A 13379-nucleotide genomic window follows, 5' to 3' on the forward strand; every position below is an offset into this window, starting at 1 on the left:
ACTGCCCAGGTCCAAAATGGCAAGTAAAATAGCCCTAATGGGATAGGCTCTTAGTCGTTATAATACATCCAGCCCCAGCACATCACGCATGTCAAATAGCCCATTTTTCTTCGTTTTTAGCCATAATGCCGATCGCAACGCGCCATTTGCAAACGTCATGCGGCTGGAAGCTTTATGCGTAATCTCTACGCGCTCGCCAATATCGGCAAACATCGCGGTATGCTCGCCGACGATGTCGCCCGCCCGAACGGTTGCAAAGCCAATCGTTCCCGGTACGCGCTCGCCGGTATGCCCTTCCCGACTGAAAACCGCACAGTCTTGCAGATCCTTATTCAGCGCATGGGCAATCGTCTCTCCCATCGCCAGCGCGGTTCCTGACGGCGCATCGACTTTATGACGATGATGCGCTTCGATAATCTCAATATCGCTATAGTCGCCCATCACTTTCGCCGCTTTTTCTAGCAGTTTAAGCATCACATTGACGCCCACGCTGAAATTAGCCGCAAAAACAATGGCGATCTCCTGCGCGGCGTCGCGAATAGCCTGTTTACCGGCCTCATCAAAACCGGTGGTGCCAATAACCATCGCTTTACCATGTTTACGGCAGAATGCCAGATGCGCCAGTGTGCCTTCAGGACGGGTAAAATCGACCAGAACATCGAAATCATCTTTGACCGACGCCAGATCGCTTTGAATGATGACGCCCGTTTTCCCCACGCCTGCCAGCTCGCCCGCATCGCTACCCAGCAATGAAGACCCTTCACGTTCCAGCGCGGCGCCTGGCTGAATACCCTCCATGTGCAACGCGGCCTGAATTAACTGACGGCCCATGCGTCCTCCCGCGCCGACAATCGCGACGCGGATCTGTGCTTCATGCATAGTTATTCTCTTACGTTAAAATGATGTAAACCGTTTTCAGAGTAACCAGCCTCTGACGAGGCCGCCATCTAAAATCGCCGATAATTAGAAATTAATGATAAACAGGGAGCGATATCAGTAAAAGACATGACGTTACGGAATACGTAACGTCATCGGGGTAGAAGCGCAGGGATCATTGCGCCAATGCCAGCGTGTCTGCAGTCCACTGTTGAAATCCGGCAACATCAATGCCCAGCGCTACCTGAACGTTTGCCGGTCTTCCCAGCCGCCCCTCAATATCAACGACCGTCGTGCCTGCGGTATATTCCCCCTGCGTTTCCACCGCCACAAAGCAGGGTTTAAGGGTAAATAATTCCGGGCGCGCCAGCCAGGCGATCGCGCAGAGATCGTGCATCCGGACGCCAGTGCGCATACTACCGCTGCGATAATGGTTGAACAGACCGTGCAACATCTTACCGGTACGATTCAGCGCGGGCAGTTTATTCAGAAAATCTGGCGAGAGCATTGCCTGATTCGTGACATCCAGCCCACACATCACAATCTCAATGCCGCTACGAAATACGTGGGCGGCGGCTTCCGGGTCGACAGCAATGTTAAATTCAGCATTAGGCGTAAAATTGCCGCGCCCTGCGGAACCGCCCATAATCACCAGCCGATGAATGTTGAAGCGGCATTCCGGATAGTGCATCAGTAGCAACGCAATATTGGTCAATGGCCCAATCGCCACTAATGTCATGGGCTCCGGGGCGTTCATCAGCACATCCCGGATAGCGATAAACGCAGGCTTCGCCAACGGTTGGCGCTGATGGTCGACAAAATCATAGCCTTCCATGCCGGATTCGCCGTGGACGTATGCCGCATCGCGTAACGGACGCAGCAGCGGCGTCGCGGCCCCCTGGGCAAGTGGGATATCGCTGTTCCAGAAATGCAGAAGCTGCAACGCATTACGGGTCGTTTTTTCAACGGAAACATTGCCTGCGACAGTGGTTATCAGTTGCAGATCAAGCTGGGGGGCGAACAGCGCAGCGGCAATCGCAGCCGCGTCATCAATGCCCGGATCGGTATCAAGTAGGATTGGCAAACGCATATCTGCTCCATAAAAAATGCCAGACAGAGTATCTGGCATCTTCGCATAACCGGAGCGTGAAAAATTTACTCTACTTCACGAACATCCACACGCAGCTCTTTCGGCACTTCGAAAACAATATTTTCTTCGCGCCCCTCAAGCGTGACAGCTTCGCCGCCGCCAAACTCGCGCAGACGCGCAATAACATTCTGCACCAGAATATCCGGCGCGGAAGCGCCAGCGGTGACGCCGACGCAGGCGGCTTCTTTCACCCATGCCTCCTGGATATCCGCCGCATCGTCGATAAGAAACGCGGTTCTTCCCATCCGTTGGGCCAGTTCCGCCAGCCGGTTAGAGTTAGAAGAGTTTTTCGAGCCGACCACCAGCACCACGTCAGCCTGCTCCGCCAGCGCCCGCACCGCTTCCTGACGATTAGTAGTGGCATAGCAAATATCGTCTTTGCGCGGGCCGACGATTTTCGGAAAGCGTTTACGCAGCGCATCAATCACATCGGACGTATCGTCCACGGAAAGCGTGGTTTGCGTCATGAAGGAGAGCTTGCCTTCATTTTTGACATTCAGCGTCCAGACGTCCTCTGGCGACTCAACCAGGTACATCCCCCCTTCCGGGTTGCTGTACTGGCCCATGGTACCTTCCACTTCCGGGTGCCCGGCGTGGCCGATGAGAATGGATTCTTCACCGCGACGGCTGGCGCGCGCCACTTCCATATGGACTTTCGTCACCAGCGGGCAGGTGGCGTCAAAAACGGTAAGATCGCGGCTTTTCGCCTCGTTACGCACCGCCTGGGAAACCCCGTGAGCGGAGAAGATCAGAATGGCGCCATCCGGCACTTCGCTAATTTGCTCTATGAAGATCGCCCCGCGCTTGCGCAGGCTGTCCACTACATAGCGGTTATGCACGACTTCGTGCCGAACGTAAATTGGCGCGCCGTAAATGGCGAGCGCATTTTCAACAATGCTGATAGCGCGGTCTACCCCGGCGCAAAAACCGCGTGGGTTGGCCAACAGGATCTGCATGTTTATGCCTCCAGCACCGGATCGATTTCCAGCACTTCAATATCAAAATGAACGGTACGCCCGGCCAGCGGATGGTTAAAATCAACGGTAATCGAGTCGCCGTTGATTTCGCGAATCACACCAGGCATTTCGCTGCCATCCATTGCGGTAAAAAGCATAATCGCCCCGACTTCCGGCTCGCCCGCCGCCATAAACTCACGGCGCGAGAAATACTGGATCAAGTCCGGACTGGGGACGCCAAACGCGGCGTCAGGCTCCAGCGAAAACGCTTTCTTTTCCCCTTCTTTCAACCCCAGAAGCTGCTGCTCCAGACCTTCGGAAAGCGAGGTATCGCCAAGACGGAACAGGGCTGGCTTGCCGTTATTGCGGGTAGATTCCGCCGTTGAGCCATCATCCAGTTTCAGGGTGAAGTGAACGAGGATCGCGCTGTTGCTCTGTACGGATTTAGACATGCAAATTGCTCACGTGTTTTGCCCGGAGGCACAAAGAACGATAAAACCGTAGGCCGGATAAGGCGTTTTCACCGCCATCCGGCACCACGTTTGCCTGATGGCGCGGCGCTTATCAGGCCTACAAAACCGGATAAGCGCCACCCGGTATTTACGCTTATGCCTGTTCTTTCGCTGTCGGCTTCGGCAAAAAGCCTTCCAGTACAATCAGCGCCGCGCCGATACAGATCGCGCTATCGGCAAGGTTGAACGTCGCGAAATGCCAGTCGCCGACGTAAAAATCGATCATATCGACAACAAAGCCGTGCCACAGGCGGTCGAACAGGTTACCCAGCGCGCCGCCGATGATTAACGCATAAGCGATGTTATTCAGCTTCTGCGTCGCTTTCGAGCGATACATCATCACCAAAAGAATTACGCAGATCCCTATCGCAATCCCGGCAAAGAACCAGCGCTGCCAGCCGCCGCTATCCGCCAGGAAGCTAAAAGCCGCGCCGTAGTTACGCGCATAATGCAGATTAAGCGACGGGAACAGCCCTACCGTATCCCCCAGAGCGAAATTCTGGAGGATCAGGTATTTGCTGCCCAAATCGATAATCAGCACGACTACTACCAGCCATAGCCAGCGTAGTCCTGTTGAACAGAGTGGTTTACTCATCAGGCAAATTTACGTTGTTCGCCATTACCGGCGATGTTGCTGACACAGCGTCCGCAGATATCTGCATGTTCCGCCACCTTGCCGACATCAGTAGTGTAGTGCCAGCAGCGCGGACACTTATCACCCTCGGCACGCGTTACCACTGCTTGAACTGTCGTATTACCAGCATTGTACTGAATATTTTCATCATCAATACCCCCCGCTTGCTCAGAAATCACGAACTGGGAAGTAATGAAGATAAATCTGACCTCTTCACCCAACAGTTTCAGCTTCTTGATCGTACCGTTAGCATCGTCAGCATATTTCAGCGTCACTTTTGCTTCCAGGTTCGATTTGATGCCATTGGCTTTCTGATTTTCCAGCTCTTTGTTGACCTGGTCCTTGATATAGCGGACATCGTCCCAGAATGCGTCATTAAATTCTTCATTCTCTTCCAGGCCAAACAACCCGTCGTACCATTCGCCGGTGAAGACATATTTTTCACGCTCGCCCGGTAGGTAGCCCCAGATTTCATCAGCCGTGAAGGACATGATCGGCGCCATCCAGCGAACCAGCGCCTCTGCGATATGATACAGCGCAGTCTGGCAGCTACGACGCGCGACGCTATCGGCCTTCGCGGTGTACTGGCGGTCTTTGATGATGTCGAGGTAGAACGAGCCCATTTCAACGGAGCAGAAGCGCATCAGGCGCTGTACCACTTCATGGAAGTCGTAAGCTTCGTATGCCTTCAGAATCTCTTGCTGCGCCGTTTTCGCGCAGCCCACCGCCCACCTGTCCAGCACCACCATCTCTTCCGGTTTGACCATATCGGTGGCCGGATTGAAGCCATTGAGGTTCGCCAGCAGGAAGCGCGCGGTATTACGGATACGACGATAGCTGTCGGCAGCACGTTTGAGGATCTCGTCAGAGACCGCCATTTCGCCGGTATAGTCAGTAGACGCCACCCACAGACGCAGGATATCCGCGCCCAGTTTATTCATCACATCCTGCGGCGACACGGTGTTACCGATGGACTTGGACATCTTGCGCCCCTGACCATCGACGGTGAAGCCGTGAGTCAGTACCTGGCGGTATGGCGCTTTGCCTTTCATCGCCACGCTAATCATCAGGGAGGACATAAACCAGCCGCGATGCTGGTCAGACCCTTCCAGATACATATCGGCAGCATGACCGGCGAATTCCGGACGTGCGTCAACCACGGAGTAACTGGTGGAACCGGAATCAAACCAAACGTCCAACGTATCCGGAACTTTCTCGTATTGATCAGCATCTTCGCCGAGGATCTCTTTCGGGTCGAGATCCCACCACGCCTGGATACCGTCAACTTCGACGCGTTTCGCCACCTCTTCCATCGCCGCCAGAGTACGCTCAATCGGCAGCAGCTCCTGCGTTTCTTTATGCACGAACAGCGACATCGGTACGCCCCAGGTACGCTGACGTGAGATACACCAGTCAGGACGGTTAGCGACCATTGATTCAATACGCGCCTGACCCCAGTCCGGGATCCACTGAACGCCTTTGATCTCTTTCAGCGACTGTTGACGAAGCCCTTCTTTATCCATGCTGACGAACCACTGCGGGGTCGCGCGGAAAATGATCGGCGTTTTGTGACGCCAACAGCACGGATAGCTGTGCTGCATTTTTTCGACATGCAGTAGCGCGCCTTTTTCTTTCAGCAGTTCAATAACGATATCGTTCGCTTTGAAGACGTTAACACCGTCAAGCGTTGGATATGTGCCTGGCAGGTAAGCGCCGTCCGGCCCAACCGGGTTAGCCGTTTCCAGGCCATACTTTTGGCCGATCACGTAGTCATCCGGGCCGTGGCCAGGGGCGGTATGTACCGCGCCGGTACCGGCGTCCAGGGTGACGTGATCGCCGAGGATCACCGGCACGTCAAAGCCCATAAACGGATGGGTAAAGCGCAGCAGTTCCAGCTCCGCGCCTTTAACAGTGCCGAGAATGGTGTATTCAGCCGCGCCAATACGCTGCATGACGCTTTCAACCAGATCTTTCGCCAGAATCACCGCCTGGCCGTCAATCTGCACCAGCGCATAATCAAAGTCCGGCGCCAGGGAGATGGCGCGGTTAGCCGGCAGAGTCCACGGCGTGGTGGTCCAGATAACCAGCGACACAGGGCCGCTAACGCCCGGCAAACCAAACTTCGCTTTCACCGCATCCTGATCGACGGCACGGAACGCCACGTCGATAGACGGTGACGTTTTGTCGTAATATTCAACTTCCGCTTCCGCCAGCGCGGAGCGGCAGTCAACGCACCAGTGCACCGGCTTAGCGCCTTTGTGCAGATGACCGTTTTTGATAATTCTGCCCAGCGCGCGGATGATGTTGGCTTCGGTTTTGAAGTCCATGGTCAGGTACGGATGCGACCAGTCGCCCAACACGCCCAGACGAATGAAGTCTTTACGCTGGCCGTCAACCTGCGTAGCGGCATATTCGCGGCACTTGGCGCGGAATTCAGCGGCAGTGAATTTCTCGCCCGGCTTACCGAACTCCTGCTCGACTTTCAGCTCGATAGGCAAACCGTGACAGTCCCAGCCCGGCACATAAGGCGAGTCAAATCCCGACAGTCCTTTGGACTTCACGATAATGTCTTTCAGAATCTTGTTAACTGAGTGACCAATATGAATGCTGCCATTCGCATATGGAGGGCCATCATGCAGAATGAAGGTTTTTTTGCCTTTTTTGGCCGCACGAATGATGCCGTACAGATCATCATCGGTCCAACGCGCCAGCATTCCCGGTTCACGCTTGGCGAGGTCGCCGCGCATCGGGAACCCTGTTTCCGGCAAATTCAGGGTCGATTTATAGTCACTCATCAGATTCTCGGTTCCGTATTTCGGTTTGATAAACACCGTCAGGGTTACACCTGCCCGGCTAGCCCAAAAAACTTGCGGGCCGTTAACTCATCGCGTGCGATTTGCGCTTTTAGCTCATCAAGCGACGCAAATCGCTGCTCATTACGTATCTTTTTACGCAGTATTACATCTATATGGCGACCGTAGAGGTCCATTACAACATCCAGCAGATGCACTTCCAGTTGTTGACGCACGCCAGCCACCGTTGGACGAGTGCCAATGTTCGCTACGCCGGGTAACGGCTTATCGCCAAGCCCGGTGACTTCCACCGCATAGACCCCTTTGACCGGGGAGACCTGACGGCGCAGCGGTAAGTTCGCCGTCGGGAAGCCAATGGTACGTCCCAGCTCGTCGCCATGAACGACACGCCCGGAAATAGTAAAGGGATGTCCCAGCAGGCTTTCGGCAAGCGCCAGGTTATCTTCCGCCAGCGCCTGTCTCACTGCGGTACTACTGATACGCACGCCGCCTTCACAAAAGGTTTGGGTGCTGGAAACCGCAAAACCATACTCCGCCCCCGCCTTCTGTAATAACAAGAAATCGCCCGCGCGGCTAGCACCAAAGCGGAAATCATCGCCGACGGCAAGAAATTGCACGCCAAGTCGCTCCACCAGCAGTTCGCTGATAAACGTTTGCGCCGTCAAAGCGGCAAAGCGGCGATCGAATTTCACGCACAGCACATAGTCCACGCCGCACTGCGCAAGGTAATGCAGTTTTTCACGCAGGCGCGTCAGGCGAGCGGGCGCTTTATCCGTCGCGAACAGCTCCAGCGGCTGCGGTTCGAAAATCATGACCACCACCGGCAGACCGCGTCTGCGTCCTTCTTCCTGCAAACCCTGCAGTAGAGCGCGATGCCCCCGATGTACGCCGTCGAAATTACCAATGGTCAGCACACACCCATGCGGGGCCTGACTGAGATTATGTATGCCGCGTATCAGCTTCATGTCTGACTCAAAACAGTGAAAATCGCAAGAGTATACCTTGTACAGCGGTCAAGGTTAACCGACTATTGCCCTGAGGAAACATAAAGAAGATGCTTTTCATCGCCATGCGGCAAACTCCGCCCCAAAACCCGCCGCTTAATGCAATTTTTCTCATGGAAAGGCTGTATTCACAGCACGCAAGCTGGTAGAATCCTGCGCCATCACTACGCAACGAGTGCTGCAATTTAAACGGCGCTTATTTGCACAAATCCATTGACAAAAGAAGGCTAAAAGGGCATATTCCTCGGCCTTTGAATTGTCCATATAGAACACATTTGGGAGTTGGACCTTGGCTAATATCAAATCAGCTAAGAAGCGCGCCGTTCAGTCTGAAAAGGCTCGTAAGCACAACGCAAGCCGTCGCTCTATGATGCGTACTTTCATCAAGAAAGTATACGCAGCTATCGAAGCTGGCGACAAAGCTGCTGCACTGAAAGCATTTAACGAAATGCAACCGATCGTGGACCGTCAGGCTGCTAAAGGTCTGATCCACAAAAACAAAGCTGCACGTCATAAAGCTAACCTGACTGCACAGATCAACAAACTGGCTTAATCGCCTGCTTGTTATCAGCTTTGTAAAAAAACCCGCGTAAAGCGGGTTTTTTTATGCCTGCTATCTGCCGTTTTGCTCGTCAACCGCTGGCGCTTACCTCACTCGTTCACGCTCTTCCTGACCAGCCTATTTTTTCAGCTACCCCTCCCTTAGTCACGTAATACTTGAAAGTTATTTTCTTTCACTGTTTTCCTTTTTTTATTTCATTATTAAAAAAACTGTGACCACCTTAGCAAATAGAAGCATCGCTCATTCAAAAACTAATAAACGCAATCCTGATGTAAGATTTGATAATTGATTGATGCCGTCGGGTTAACTACTTTTCATGTACACCTTACTCACTCATTTTAATCTGAGGTTAAATTTAGAAACGACATAAAAATAATATTTAAAACTTGCTTAGAAAGTAGAGGTTGTTTTTCTGGGCGTATCGTACCAATATCGGAGTTATCATTATGAGTTCTGTCATTGAGGATACCCAGCCTTCCGGGTCAGCATCATTGTCTTTACTACAGCGTATTAGCTACGGCTCTTTGGATGTGGCGGGTAATCTGCTGTACTGCTTCGGTTCAACGTACATTTTATATTTCTACACAGACGTTGCGGGTATTAGCCTTGCCGTAGCAGGCGTTATCCTGCTGTTGGCGCGTATTGTCGATGGCATAGACGCCCCCATCTGGGGGATCATCATCGATAAAACGCGTTCACGCTACGGTAAATGTCGTCCCTGGTTTTTATGGTTACCGCTGCCTTTTGCGGTATTCAGCGCGCTGTCATTTTGGTCTCCTGATATCAGTATGACAGGAAAAGCCATCTATGCAGCAATATCTTATATGATTGCCAGTATTCTATTTACCGGACTTAATACACCACTCAGTGCAATATTACCCTTGATGACCTTATCTCCCAAGGAAAGACTGGTTTTAAATTCCTGGCGAATGACCGGTGGGCAAATTGGGGTTTTATTAATGAACGCGACCGCCTTACCGTTAGTCGCTTTTTTAGGTAACGGTGATGATCACGCTGGTTTTATTTATACGGCAATTACGTTTGCCATTATATCTTGCGCGCTAACGCTCTTTGCGTTTAAAAACATTCGTGAAATGGATGCGGATAAAATACAGCATGAACCTAAGTTGCCGATGAAAAAAAGTTTCGCGGCGATGAAAGGTAACTGGCCGTGGATCCTGATGGTGTTGGCTAATCTGATCTTCTGGATTGCCCTACAGCAGCGCTCCACGACCATTGTCTATTATCTGACCTACAATCTCGACCGTAAGGATCTGGTACCGCTGATTAACAGCCTGGCGACAATTCAGATCCTGTTTATCATCGCTATCCCCTTCTTTAGCAAATACCTGGCTAAAACCTGGATATGGGTAGGCGGTTTGCTGGTCGCCACGTTTGGCGGCGTCATGATGTGGCTGGCAGCGGACAACATTACTTTTCTCATCGCCGCCTGGATACTCGGCAATATCGGCAGCGGTATCGCCTGCTCAATGCCATTTGCCATGCTGGGCTTCGCCGTCGATTTCGGCGCCTGGAAGACCGGTATTAAGGCTACCGGCATTCTTATCGCCTTCGGCAGCACCTTCTGCATCAAGATGGGTAGTGGCCTCGGCACCGCTTTCGCCGCCTGGATCATGAACAGTTTTGGCTATGTTCCCAACCATGCCCAGAGTGCTGCGGGTCTGGAGGGAATTACCTGGGCCTTTATCTGGGCACCCGCCCTACTCTTCGCGCTCGCAGCGATCCCACTACTTTTCTTTCGCAAATACGAAGCGATGGAAGAGAAGATTCGCCACGATCTGGAAACCACCAACTAAAACCATCTTTACCTTCACCCTCGAATATGGGAGGCACCACTATGCCATTTATGCAACACGACCCGCGTCGCCTGGTCTGGCAGCAAAACGATCGCTATTTATGGATTGAACCCTGGGGCGAGAACAGCCTGCGCGTACGCAGTGGCCGTCATCTGCCGGTAATGAGAAATGAAGACTGGGCATTGACTGAGCCCGTCGCAGAAAGCCAGTGTCACATTGATTATGAGCACCACCAGGCAACGCTGACTAACGGCAAAATTATCGCTATCGTCAATCAAAAAGGACAGGTTACCTTTTACCGCCATCCACACAAACCTCTGTTGCAGGAGTTCTGGCGCTTGCGGGGCGAAATTGGCGAGGATGAATCTTCTCACGGCCAGTACGTCAGCGCACTCAACCTTGAGGGACGCGAGTTCCGCCCTATTCAGGGTGGGAAATATTCACTGAAAGCCCGCTTCGAAGCCACCGAAGGGGAAAAAATTTATGGTATGGGGCAGTATCAACAGGCCAACCTGGATCTCAAAGGATGCGTGCTTGAGCTGGCGCAACGTAACTCCCAGGCCTCAGTACCGTTTATGCTCTCCAGTCTGGGCTACGGATTTTTATGGAACAACCCGGCAGTCGGGCGCGTAACCTTTGCCCACAACGTTACCGAATGGGAAGCACAAGTCAGCGAGCAACTGGACTACTGGATCACGGCTGGCGATACCCCGGCAGAAATTAGCCGGGCTTACGCGCTGGCTACCGGCACACCGCCGATGATGCCGGACTACGCCATGGGCTTCTGGCAGTGCAAACTCCGTTATCGTACTCAGGAAGAGCTGCTGGAGGTCGCCCGCGAATATAAGCGCCGCAATCTGCCTATCTCGGTGATCGTTATCGACTTCTTTCACTGGCCGAATCAGGGTGACTGGATGTTCGATGCGCGCGACTGGCCCGATCCTGATGCCATGATTGCCGAACTGAAATCGCTGGGAATTGAGCTGATGGTCTCCGTCTGGCCGACGGTGGATAACCGTACCGAAAGCTATCGGGAGATGCGCGAAAACGGCTGGCTGGTGCAAACGGAACGTGGCTTGCCGATCAATATGGATTTCCTCGGCAACACCACTTTCTTTGATGCGACTCATCCGGGCGCGCGCGACTACGTCTGGGGCAAAGCCAAACGCAACTATTACGATAAAGGCGTGAAGTTATTCTGGTTAGATGAAGCCGAACCTGAGTTCAGCGTTTACGACTACGACAACTATCGCTACCACGCCGGGCCGGTACTGGAAGTAGGCAATATCTACCCACGTATGTACGCTAAAACCTTTTTTGACGGCATGAAAGCCGATGGCGAAGACCAGGTTATCAACCTGCTACGCTGCGCCTGGGCCGGCAGTCAGAAGTACGGCGCGCTGGTCTGGTCGGGTGATATTCACTCCTCGTTTAGATCGCTACGCAACCAGTTTGCCGCCGGACTCAATATGGGAATCGCGGGGATACCGTGGTGGACGACGGATATCGGCGGTTTCCATGGCGGTAATATTCACGACCCGAAATTCCATGAATTGCTGATTCGCTGGTTCCAGTGGGGCGTCTTTAGCCCGGTGATGCGTCTGCACGGCAACCGCGATCCGCAGATTTTACCCGCACAACCGTACCGGGATGGTATCGCCCAGTGCCCTACAGGTGCGCCGAACGAGGTCTGGAGCTACGGTGAGGAAGTATGCGACGTACTGACAGGTTGCCTGGCGTTGCGAGAAAAACTCAAGCCCTATATCAAAGCGCTGATGGAGGAAACCCATAAGCACAATACGCCAGTGATGCGCCCCCTGTTCTTTGAATTCCCCGAACAGGAAACAAGTTGGGCAATCACCGACCAGTATTGTTTTGGTCCTGACCTGCTGATCGCCCCCGTCATGCATGAAGGTATGCACGAACGTGATGTCTGGCTACCGGAAGGGGAAACATGGACGGATCTTGCGACCGGTGAAAGCTATTCAGGAGGGCAGACGCTGCAGTACGCTACGCCACTGAACAGAATTCCGGTGTTTATCCGCGAAGGGGGGCAGTACCGCAGCCTACTGAATTTGTAGAATGATTCCGGCTGCGGGTTAATACCGCAGCCGGAAGTATTACGGTAGGTACGTCTACTGTAGTTTAAACAATGCCGAGTAGTCCGCATTGCAAATACGCTGCACCGCCGGATGCTGGATCATTCTCTCGGCAAAAATCGCATGATATTCTTCCATGACATTCTCCACGCGCCCAATCTCTATTACCGACTCATCGGCATAAAAATCCAGCGAATAAAGGCTCGGCGCCACAAAAATCGCATCGTGCGTCGCGCCAAACGCCTTCATTAAGGCCGCGTCATCAAATTCACCGAGGATCTCAACCTGCAACCCCTGCGAATTAAACCAGTTCAACAATTTACGCCCCAGCATCGAGCGACGTCCCGGCACCAGCAACCGTCGCTCTTCCAGGCAGGCAGGGAACGCTTTTTCAGGAAGCGGATTCGTACACCAGAAACTGACGCTACATTCGCCGATTTTGACTGAGAATAGCCCCTCCTGCTGCGTGGAATCTATCGGGCAGTCGGAGATAATCATATCCAGCTTGTGCTGGCTGAGCTGTTCGAGCAACATTTCGTGCGTGGACTCAAAGCAACGCAGATGTATGGGTTCGTCCACCACCACCGCCGCATCCAGAACGCTGCTGACCAGACGCTTAGATAAAGCATCGGCGACGCCGACATCAAATAACAGGTTTGATTCTTTGCGGTAATTGACGATATCCAGCATCTCCTGGCTTAGCGTAAACATTTTGTCCGCATAGCGAAAAACCAGCTCGCCCAGTTCGCTGGGTTCAAGACCGCGTCCCTTACGTTTAAATAGCTTCCCCTGTAAACGCTCTTCCAGGGCTTTAATTTGACCAGTAATGGTTTGCGGCGTCAGAAAAAGCGCCTCTGCGGCGCCCACGACAGAACCTTCTTTATAGACATGCCAGAAGTAATAAAGATGGTTGTAGTTAATATGAGACATGCTCATTTCTCTCCCTGCTCAATGTC

At 52.9% G+C, this 13379-nt stretch carries 12 protein-coding genes; 3 read left to right on the forward strand and 9 right to left on the reverse strand.

The annotated features are described in order from the left end of the window. Positions 1 to 57: 57 nt before the first annotated feature. The 8 genes from dapB to ACLD4K_RS07095 form a co-directional block, all read right to left on the reverse strand. Positions 58 to 879, reverse strand: a complete 822-nt coding sequence (gene dapB / locus ACLD4K_RS07060; protein WP_183059789.1) for a 4-hydroxy-tetrahydrodipicolinate reductase — start codon at positions 877 to 879, stop codon at positions 58 to 60. A 172-nt stretch (positions 880 to 1051) separates the two neighbouring features. Next, positions 1052 to 1966, reverse strand: coding sequence for a ribonucleoside hydrolase RihC (rihC, locus tag ACLD4K_RS07065; RefSeq protein WP_183059790.1), 915 nt, complete (start codon positions 1964 to 1966; stop codon positions 1052 to 1054). Between the two features lie 65 nt (positions 1967 to 2031). Next, on the reverse strand, positions 2032 to 2982 hold the full coding sequence (ispH, locus tag ACLD4K_RS07070; RefSeq protein ID WP_001166422.1) for a 4-hydroxy-3-methylbut-2-enyl diphosphate reductase: 951 nt from the start codon (positions 2980 to 2982) through the stop codon (positions 2032 to 2034). A 2-nt stretch (positions 2983 to 2984) separates the two neighbouring features. Further along, complete coding sequence (gene fkpB / locus ACLD4K_RS07075; RefSeq protein WP_411011599.1) at positions 2985 to 3434, reverse strand: FKBP-type peptidyl-prolyl cis-trans isomerase; 450 nt, start codon at positions 3432 to 3434, stop codon at positions 2985 to 2987. A gap of 154 nt (positions 3435 to 3588) precedes the next feature. Continuing rightward, complete coding sequence (lspA, locus tag ACLD4K_RS07080) at positions 3589 to 4089, reverse strand: signal peptidase II (RefSeq protein WP_000042736.1); 501 nt, start codon at positions 4087 to 4089, stop codon at positions 3589 to 3591. Continuing rightward, entirely contained in the window at positions 4089 to 6923 is a 2835-nt protein-coding gene (gene ileS, locus ACLD4K_RS07085; RefSeq protein ID WP_411011600.1) for an isoleucine--tRNA ligase, read from the reverse strand. The genes lspA and ileS overlap by 1 nt, the downstream gene beginning before the upstream one ends. Before the next feature lie 44 nt (positions 6924 to 6967). Continuing rightward, on the reverse strand, positions 6968 to 7906 hold the full coding sequence (ribF, locus tag ACLD4K_RS07090; RefSeq protein WP_000767311.1) for a bifunctional riboflavin kinase/FAD synthetase: 939 nt from the start codon (positions 7904 to 7906) through the stop codon (positions 6968 to 6970). A 7-nt stretch (positions 7907 to 7913) separates the two neighbouring features. Next, entirely contained in the window at positions 7914 to 8129 is a 216-nt protein-coding gene (locus ACLD4K_RS07095; RefSeq protein WP_001538903.1) for a DUF2575 family protein, read from the reverse strand. A 105-nt stretch (positions 8130 to 8234) separates the two neighbouring features. On the opposite strand from ACLD4K_RS07095, the gene rpsT reads away from it, so the two are divergent. The 3 genes from rpsT to ACLD4K_RS07110 all read left to right on the forward strand — a co-directional run bounded on the left by rpsT (position 8235) and on the right by ACLD4K_RS07110 (position 12405). After that, the gene (gene rpsT, locus ACLD4K_RS07100) at positions 8235 to 8498 is read left to right on the forward strand and encodes a 30S ribosomal protein S20 (RefSeq protein ID WP_001518655.1); all 264 of its coding nucleotides are present in this window, start codon (positions 8235 to 8237) and stop codon (positions 8496 to 8498) included. Between the two features lie 455 nt (positions 8499 to 8953). Continuing rightward, a complete protein-coding gene (locus tag ACLD4K_RS07105; RefSeq protein WP_411011601.1) occupies positions 8954 to 10324 on the forward strand; it encodes an MFS transporter in 1371 nt (456 codons plus the stop codon). Between the two features lie 41 nt (positions 10325 to 10365). Then, positions 10366 to 12405, forward strand: coding sequence for a TIM-barrel domain-containing protein (locus ACLD4K_RS07110; protein ID WP_411011602.1), 2040 nt, complete (start codon positions 10366 to 10368; stop codon positions 12403 to 12405). Between the two features lie 54 nt (positions 12406 to 12459). Here the strand turns inward: ACLD4K_RS07110 and nhaR are convergent, their stop codons facing one another. Beyond that, entirely contained in the window at positions 12460 to 13359 is a 900-nt protein-coding gene (gene nhaR, locus ACLD4K_RS07115) for a transcriptional activator NhaR (RefSeq protein ID WP_000062872.1), read from the reverse strand. Positions 13360 to 13379 lie beyond the last annotated feature (20 nt).

Source organism: Salmonella sp. 741265055_HSA, assembly GCF_046569525.1.
GTDB classification, from domain to species: Bacteria; Pseudomonadota; Gammaproteobacteria; order Enterobacterales; family Enterobacteriaceae; genus Salmonella; species Salmonella enterica.